The sequence below is a fragment of the Edaphobacter sp. genome, from assembly GCF_035763405.1.
Lineage (GTDB): Bacteria > Acidobacteriota > Terriglobia > Terriglobales > Acidobacteriaceae > Edaphobacter.
In genome coordinates this window covers 1-6,839 of sequence record NZ_DASUBE010000164.1, presented here as the reverse complement: position 1 = coordinate 6,839, position 6,839 = coordinate 1, and the positions used below count along the sequence as shown (strand labels likewise).

6 protein-coding genes are annotated in these 6,839 nt (G+C 62.8%); 3 read left to right on the top strand and 3 right to left on the bottom strand.

The annotated features are described in order from the left end of the window. Positions 1–86: 86 nt before the first annotated feature. Positions 87–1,733, top strand: a complete 1,647-nt coding sequence (gene pyrG, locus VFU66_RS15260) for a CTP synthase (RefSeq protein WP_326447127.1) — start codon at positions 87–89, stop codon at positions 1,731–1,733. Positions 1,734–1,752: 19 nt separating this feature from the next. Here the strand turns inward: pyrG and VFU66_RS15255 are convergent, their stop codons facing one another. The 3 genes from VFU66_RS15255 to VFU66_RS15245 are packed head-to-tail and all read right to left on the bottom strand — an operon-like array spanning position 1,753 to position 5,105. Continuing rightward, complete coding sequence (locus tag VFU66_RS15255) at positions 1,753–3,213, bottom strand: metallophosphoesterase (protein ID WP_326447126.1); 1,461 nt, start codon at positions 3,211–3,213, stop codon at positions 1,753–1,755. A 60-nt stretch (positions 3,214–3,273) separates the two neighbouring features. Further along, positions 3,274–4,077, bottom strand: a complete 804-nt coding sequence (locus VFU66_RS15250) for a heme-binding domain-containing protein (RefSeq protein WP_326447128.1) — start codon at positions 4,075–4,077, stop codon at positions 3,274–3,276. Between the two features lie 5 nt (positions 4,078–4,082). Next, positions 4,083–5,105 carry a metallophosphoesterase family protein gene (locus VFU66_RS15245; protein ID WP_326447125.1) on the bottom strand — a complete coding sequence of 341 codons (1,023 nt, stop codon included), beginning with the start codon at positions 5,103–5,105 and terminating at the stop codon, positions 4,083–4,085. Positions 5,106–5,320: 215 nt separating this feature from the next. On the opposite strand from VFU66_RS15245, the gene VFU66_RS15240 reads away from it, so the two are divergent. Both VFU66_RS15240 and VFU66_RS15235 read left to right on the top strand, forming a co-directional pair. Further along, a complete protein-coding gene (locus VFU66_RS15240) occupies positions 5,321–5,932 on the top strand; it encodes a sigma-70 family RNA polymerase sigma factor (RefSeq protein WP_326447124.1) in 612 nt (203 codons plus the stop codon). Further along, positions 5,929–6,714: an anti-sigma factor family protein gene (locus tag VFU66_RS15235; RefSeq protein WP_326447123.1), complete on the top strand. Its 786-nt coding sequence runs from the start codon at positions 5,929–5,931 to the stop codon at positions 6,712–6,714. The genes VFU66_RS15240 and VFU66_RS15235 overlap by 4 nt, the downstream gene beginning before the upstream one ends. Positions 6,715–6,839 lie beyond the last annotated feature (125 nt).

The window sequence follows — 6,839 nt, the reverse complement described above, 5'->3', positions numbered from 1 at the left end:
CCCCATTGATTCCCGTCCCGAACCCTGCCATACTTAATCGTGCCCACCACGCACAAATCTCAAAAACTTATACAGAGGTCGCGGACATGTCTGCAAAGTACATCTTCGTAACGGGCGGAGTTGTATCCAGTCTTGGCAAGGGTCTCGCCGCAGCCTCCATCGGCTGCCTGCTCGAGGCGCGCGGCATCAAGGTCAACCTCATGAAGTTTGACCCCTACCTCAACGTCGATCCCGGCACCATGTCGCCCTTCCAGCACGGCGAGGTCTTCGTCACCGACGACGGCGCCGAGACCGACCTCGACCTCGGCCACTACGAGCGCTTCACCCACGCCAAGCTCACCCGCGACAACAACCTCACCACCGGCCGCATCTACGAGCAGATCATCACCAAGGAGCGCCGCGGCGACTACCTCGGCAAGACCGTCCAGGTCATCCCCCACGTCACCAACGAAATCAAGGCCGCCATGCGCAAAGTCGCCTCCGACTGCGACGTGGCCATCGTCGAGATCGGAGGCACGGTAGGCGACATCGAATCGCTTCCGTTCCTCGAAGCCATTCGCCAGATGCGCCAGGACCTCGGCCGCGACAACACCTGCTTCGTCCACGTCACGCTTATTCCGTGGATCGCTGCCGCGCAGGAGCTGAAGACCAAGCCCACGCAGCACTCCGTCAAGGAGATGCTCTCCATCGGCATCCAGCCCGACATCCTCCTCTGCCGTTCCGACCGCGCCGTCCCCCGCGAGATGCGCCAGAAGATCGCCCTCTTCTGCAACGTCGAGGAGTCCGCCGTCATCGCCGCACGCGACGTAGCCAGCATTTATGAAGTTCCGCTGACCTTCGCCAACGAAGGCGTAGACGCGCTCGCACTCAAGTATCTCCGCATCGATGCCAAGGCACCCGACCTCTCCCGCTGGAAGGACATCGTCCACCGCGCCTACCACCCGCAGGACGAGGTCTCCATTGCCATCGTCGGCAAGTACGTCGAATACGAGGACAGCTACAAGTCGCTCAAAGAAGCCCTCGTCCACGGCGCGCTTGCCCACAACCTCAAGCTCAAAGTCACCTGGCTCGAAGCCGAGGGCCTCGAAACCGTAGATTACGCCCAGCAGCTTGAAGGCTTCGACGGCATCCTCGTCCCCGGCGGCTTCGGCAAGCGAGGCATCGAGGGCATGTTGAACGCGATTCGCTACGCCCGCGAGAGCGGCACGCCCTACTTCGGCATCTGCCTCGGTATGCAGACCGCCTGCATCGAGTACGCCCGTAACGTCTGCGGCCTCAAGGACGCAAACTCAGGCGAGTTCGACCCCGCCACACCCTACCGCATCATCTACAAACTCCGCGAGCTAACCGGCGTCGAAGAGATGGGCGGCACCATGCGCCTCGGCGCATGGGACTGCGTCCTGGAACCCGGCTCCATCGCTGCGCAGGCTTATGGCGCCACCGAAATCTCCGAGCGTCACCGCCACCGCTACGAGTTCAACCGCGAGTACGAGGCCGTCCTCACCGGCGCGGGCCTCAGCATCACCGGCACCACGCCAGACGCCACCTACGTCGAGATCGTCGAGATCCCCGGCCATCCATTCTTCCTCGGCTGCCAGTTCCACCCCGAGTTCAAATCGAAGCCGCTCGAGCCGCATCCGCTCTTCCGCGACTTCGTGGCCGCCAGCTACCGGAACCGTCTGGGCAACGACCCGCATACCTCAACCGAAACGGCCCTTCGCGCCTCCAAGTAAGAGGCGCAGGCAGGAAGCCTCAGCGCGCCGAGTGGCAGGCGCACTTCGCAAAGCCCTTGCCGGTGTCGTTCGAGAGCGTGCACACATACTCCGGCCACAACGGCTTGATCAACCCCGTCGTGTCTCCGGCGTAAAAGTGCCGAATGAACGCGCGGCTCGCCGGAGTCTTCGCGTCAGGGTCCTTCGCAAACTCCTTCACCAGCCGCTCCACCTCGCGCGGCGCAAACGCCCCCACATGATACGCAGACGAATAGCTATACTCCTTCGACCACGTCGCGTGCGCGCCATCCGAAGCAGCAAACACCGAGTAATCCACCAGCGTCGCTGAGCCGGGAGCAACCTGCGCCACCGTAAACGCCGGGTCATTGCCATGCACCGGCGTAATCGAAGGCACCATCTTCACGGCAATCCTCCCACCGTGCTTGCCTCTGCCTGGACCCAGCAGCCGCAGCTCGTCCATGTGAGTGTGCGCAAAGATCCCCAGCCGCACCACGTCCGCGTTCGCCACCAGCACATCGGCCAGCTTCTCCGAGGAGAGAAACATCTGCGGCTCGGCCCCATCGCAGACCGACCGCATCTTCAGCACGACCGCGTGAATATCCACCCCCGGAGGAATATGCCCCATCACCCACACGTGTTCGTGCTTCGCCCGCGCCTCATCCAGTTGCCGGCTCAACCACGCCAGCTCCACTTCAGCCGCCGCAGGATCGGGCCTCCCATCGCAGGTAAGATAGTTGCGCGACATGAACATATCGTTCAGCACAATCAGCCGCGTTCGTCGCATCGGTCGGGCCATCGTCACGCTGTAGTACCCACCGCGTGCAAAGTCTCGAAGCGCGCTCTCTTTCTCCGCCGAAGCGAGCAGCCCGCGCAACATGCTCTCGCCCGCCGCGCGCAGAAAGCCACTCCCCGCATCCATCCTGTAGTCTCCGCAGCCCGAGTCATTGTTCCCCAGCGCCGCATACACCGGCATACCCGGACGCACTTTGCCCAGCTCCGTCATCACATAGTCAATCGTCTTCTCGACGAACGCCTCGTACTCCGCCTGCGATCTCCCCGGCACCGCCACCCGAAACCGGCACGGAAACTGATGCGCAATCATGTCGCCGCTCACGGTCATAAACCGCGCATGGGGCGCCGCCTGCCGCATCGCCCGTAAGCTCGACTGCAACAGCCCATCGGAGCTGTCCGCCGCCTTCGCTCCGCAAGCCTTCTGCAGCGCGGCGTAAGCCTCCGAGCGACCGGGCGAGTCCGGCCCGCGGAGGATATTCTCCCACTCGCTCACCGGAGCCGTCGCCAGCAGCTTCGCCTTCGTCGGATCGTAAAACGGGTCCAGGTGAATATCGCTGACCATCAGCGCCGAGATCCTCTGTGTGCCTCCGCCCTTCGCCTGAACAACCGCGCACATGCCCGCTGCCGCGACGCACACGCACAGAGCAGCCAGCCCACAGACAAGACGACCGAACGCCCCAACCCTCATCCTCGACATGCAGACTATTGTCGCGTATGCCGCTGCCGCGCGTCCGCATCGCTCAGTGAATCAGTGCAGGGGAGGCTGCTTCAGATAGGCAATCACGTCGCGCCGCTCCTCCGCCTTCGCCACATGAAACTCCATATTGTTGTCCGGTACCAGCGCGTCAGGATCTGCAAGCCACTTGTTCAACGTCTTCTCGTCCCACGTCATCTTCGCTTTCTTCAGCGCATCGGAATACGCAAACCCATCCACAGTACCCGAGACGCGTCCATACACCCCACCCAACTTCGGCCCCTCGCGGTTCTGTGTCAGAGAGTGGCAGCCAGTGCATCGCTTCTCGAAGACCAGCTTGCCGTGAACCGCATCGCCTATGCCTGCTGGCGGGTCATTCGTTGCGACCGTGCCCTCAGCACCTCGGTCAGACTGCCCCCGTGCCCATGCCGTCAGCATCTCGACATCCGAGCCGGTAATGCACGCACTCCAGTGGATGATTCGGTATTGGAGCGGCGGCATCGACCGCATGCGCGTCTCGCCAACGATCTTGCTCACCATCTGTTCCTGCTGGTCCGCCGTCATGCTCGCCCAGTGCGAAAGGTCCATGTGCCTGCGCCCTTCCATCACGTCGCGCTCTACCAGCCACGACACCGGCGCGAACTTCGCATACAAAGGCGAGCGCGTCTCGTCCGAGTGGCAGTCGGCACACTTCTGAATCAGAAGTGCGCGCACGGACCTGGGAACCGGCGCGCCCTCCATCAGCGACGGCTGCTGCGTGCTGGACTCGCGCAGATGAGCATCGCCAAACGGATGCGCGCAGGCAAGCAACAGCGACAGCCCCATTGCCGCAATCGCCATCGCCGTCCACGCCTGCATCCGGCTCAACCCTTTTGCTCCAGCGTGGAATCGACAATAGCCAGATGGCCCTGCCGCGCGACGTACTTCACCTCCGTAATGCCAAGCACTCCCGCAAGCTCACCAGCGGGCACTGCCATCGGCCCCGGGTTTCCCTTTCCGGGCGCAGCCTGCGGAAACGCTGTGGACATCGCCGTATGGAACGCCACATTGCCCTCCACCTTCTGCACCACCTGATGGATGTGCCCGTTCAGCACCGTCACCGACCCGAACCGCTTCAGATACGAGAGCGCCTCCGCACCATCCTGCGTACCCCAGCCCCAGCTCGGATACACCATCCACAGCGGAATATGCGCAAGCACCACAACCGGCGTCGAAGCCGAGTGCTCCGCTAAGTCCTTCTTCAGCCAGCTCAGTTGCTCCGCGCCCAGCTTGCCCAGGCCGTCAATCTGCTGCACATTATTCAGTCCGACAAAATGCACGCCCTTATGATCGAAGCTGTACCACCCCGTGCCCTTCGTGTTCTTCCCAAACCGCTCGCGGTACAGCGCGCCATCGTCGATGGCGGTATCGTGCTCGCCGGGAACATAGAACGTCGGGCCGGCCTTCACGCCCTTGATGACCTCAACCGCCGTATCAAACTCGCTCGCCTTCGATGACTGCGAGATGTCGCCCGTATGCACCAGGAAGTCCGGCGTCGCGCCCCCAATGGCATTGATCTTATCGATCGCCGTTTTCAACGTGCCCGTCACATCCTTGTTCGCGGCCTTGTTGAAGCCGATGTGGCTGTCGCTGATCTGCACAAAGCTGAAGCTCTCGCTCGCATGTCTCTTCGCCGCCGCCATGCCCTCGCCGGTCGCGGCAAAGACGCGCGAGACGAGAACGCCTCCGGCCAGCGTCCACACCAGGCCCGTTCCGGCCCACGCCATGCAGCTCAAAAAGCCGCGCCGGTCGATACCGTCGCCAGCCTGCGGCGCTGCGTCTCGTGAAACTTCATCCATGGGCAAATGCCCATCCCGATCTGCAAAGTTGCGCGTATCGTCGTTCATGGTTCAAAATCCTCCAACCATGCAAACTGCACGGTTCGCGGTTTATTCCATCCGTTGGGAATAAATTTGCCCGCCCCCCGTTCTCCTCTATGCAAGGTCGAATCGGTGTCAATCGGTGTGATGTGGACTTTGGTTCAGTTTCGGCTTTGTTAAGGGCATGGCTGTAGTCGTGCCGCAAACCGCCCTGATTTAATGGGGCTTTAGCCTCCTGAGGTATGTTTTTCCGCTATTTGGCCAGCATCGTCTTTCGCCGGAACTCGCACATCATGCAATGGAAGCCGACAAGCCGCGACGCAGCACGAGACTTCGAAGCGCTCGCCCTGCCGCTTGCTCCGTCACTCTACAACGTCGCCTTCTGGCTCACTCGCCAGCAGACCGACGCCGAAGACCTCGTGCAGGAGACTTTCTTCAAAGCCCTGCGCGGCTTCTCCACCTTCCAGCCCGATACGAACTTCAAGGCGTGGATCTTCCGCATCCTCCGCAACACCTACCTCACCTCGCGCACCGGCCTCGCCGCCACTCGCACCGTCCCGCTCGCCGAAAACGACGATGCTCCGCTGGAAGCCGCCATCGACTGGGACACACCCGAAGGTCGCATGATCGGCCTCAGCAACCAGGCCGAAGTTCGTTCCGCCATGGAGACCCTCCCGCCGCACCTCGTCGAAATCCTCCTGCTCTGCGACGTCGAAGAGATGAAGTACAAGGAGATCGCCCTCGTGCTCGACATTCCCATCGGCACCGTCATGTCGCGCGTTGCCCGCGCCCGCAACGCTCTGCGTCGCGCCCTGCTGGGCCTGAACACGAGCCACAGAGAGGAGCCAAAATGAGCGGCCATCTCGATCAGTCCATCCTCAGCGCGCTCATCGATAACGAGCTTTCGCCCGACCAACTCGCCGTCGTCAACGAGCACCTCGCCCAGTGCCCCTCCTGCACAGCCGCCGCGCTCTCCACGTCCATGCTCAAGCAGGCCACCGCACAGGCAGGCCGCAGCCCCGCACCTTCCGCGCAGTTCATGGGCCGCCTCGCGCGCGCGAGCCGCCATCATGCTCCAGTCCGTGCAACGGCTCCGCATAGGCTGTGGCTTGATGCAGCCATCGCAGCCGCCCTCCTGCTCGCCTCCATCGTCTACATCGCCACGCGCCACATCACGCGCCAGCACACTCTCGCCTCGCTCGCGCACTCCGCACTCGTATCGGAAACAGTAGACCAGCACATCGCCGCGCTCGCCTCTTCCGTGCCGCCCGGCGTCATCTCCACCGACCAGCACACCGTCAAACCCTGGTTCCAGGGCAAACTCCCCTTCAGCTTCAACCTTCCCGGCGACCTGCCGCCTGATACCGTCCTCGAAGGCGCCAACCTCACCTATATCCGCAACCAGCCCGCCGCCGAGCTTCTCTACCGCATCCACAAACACCGCGTCTCCATCTTCGTCACGGAGAGCAACGAACCCGCCGAGCCCTTCACCGCCGATCTCGCCGGCTTCCACGTCCAAAGCTTTACCGCCGATCATCTCCAAGCCGTGGCTGTCAGCGACGTCAACCCTGCCGACCTCGCCGCGCTCGTCCGCAACTTCCAGCAGGCGCAGCAAACCAGCGCTCCCAAGCACTGACCATTCGCCGCGCCTCCTGGCATCCTCGTGGCATCATGGACACACGCGGCCGCTGCCGCCAGGTGCGAAGCCAACATGACCACTCAATACAACCAGCGCCGCGGCGCATCCGGCAGCATCTTCTT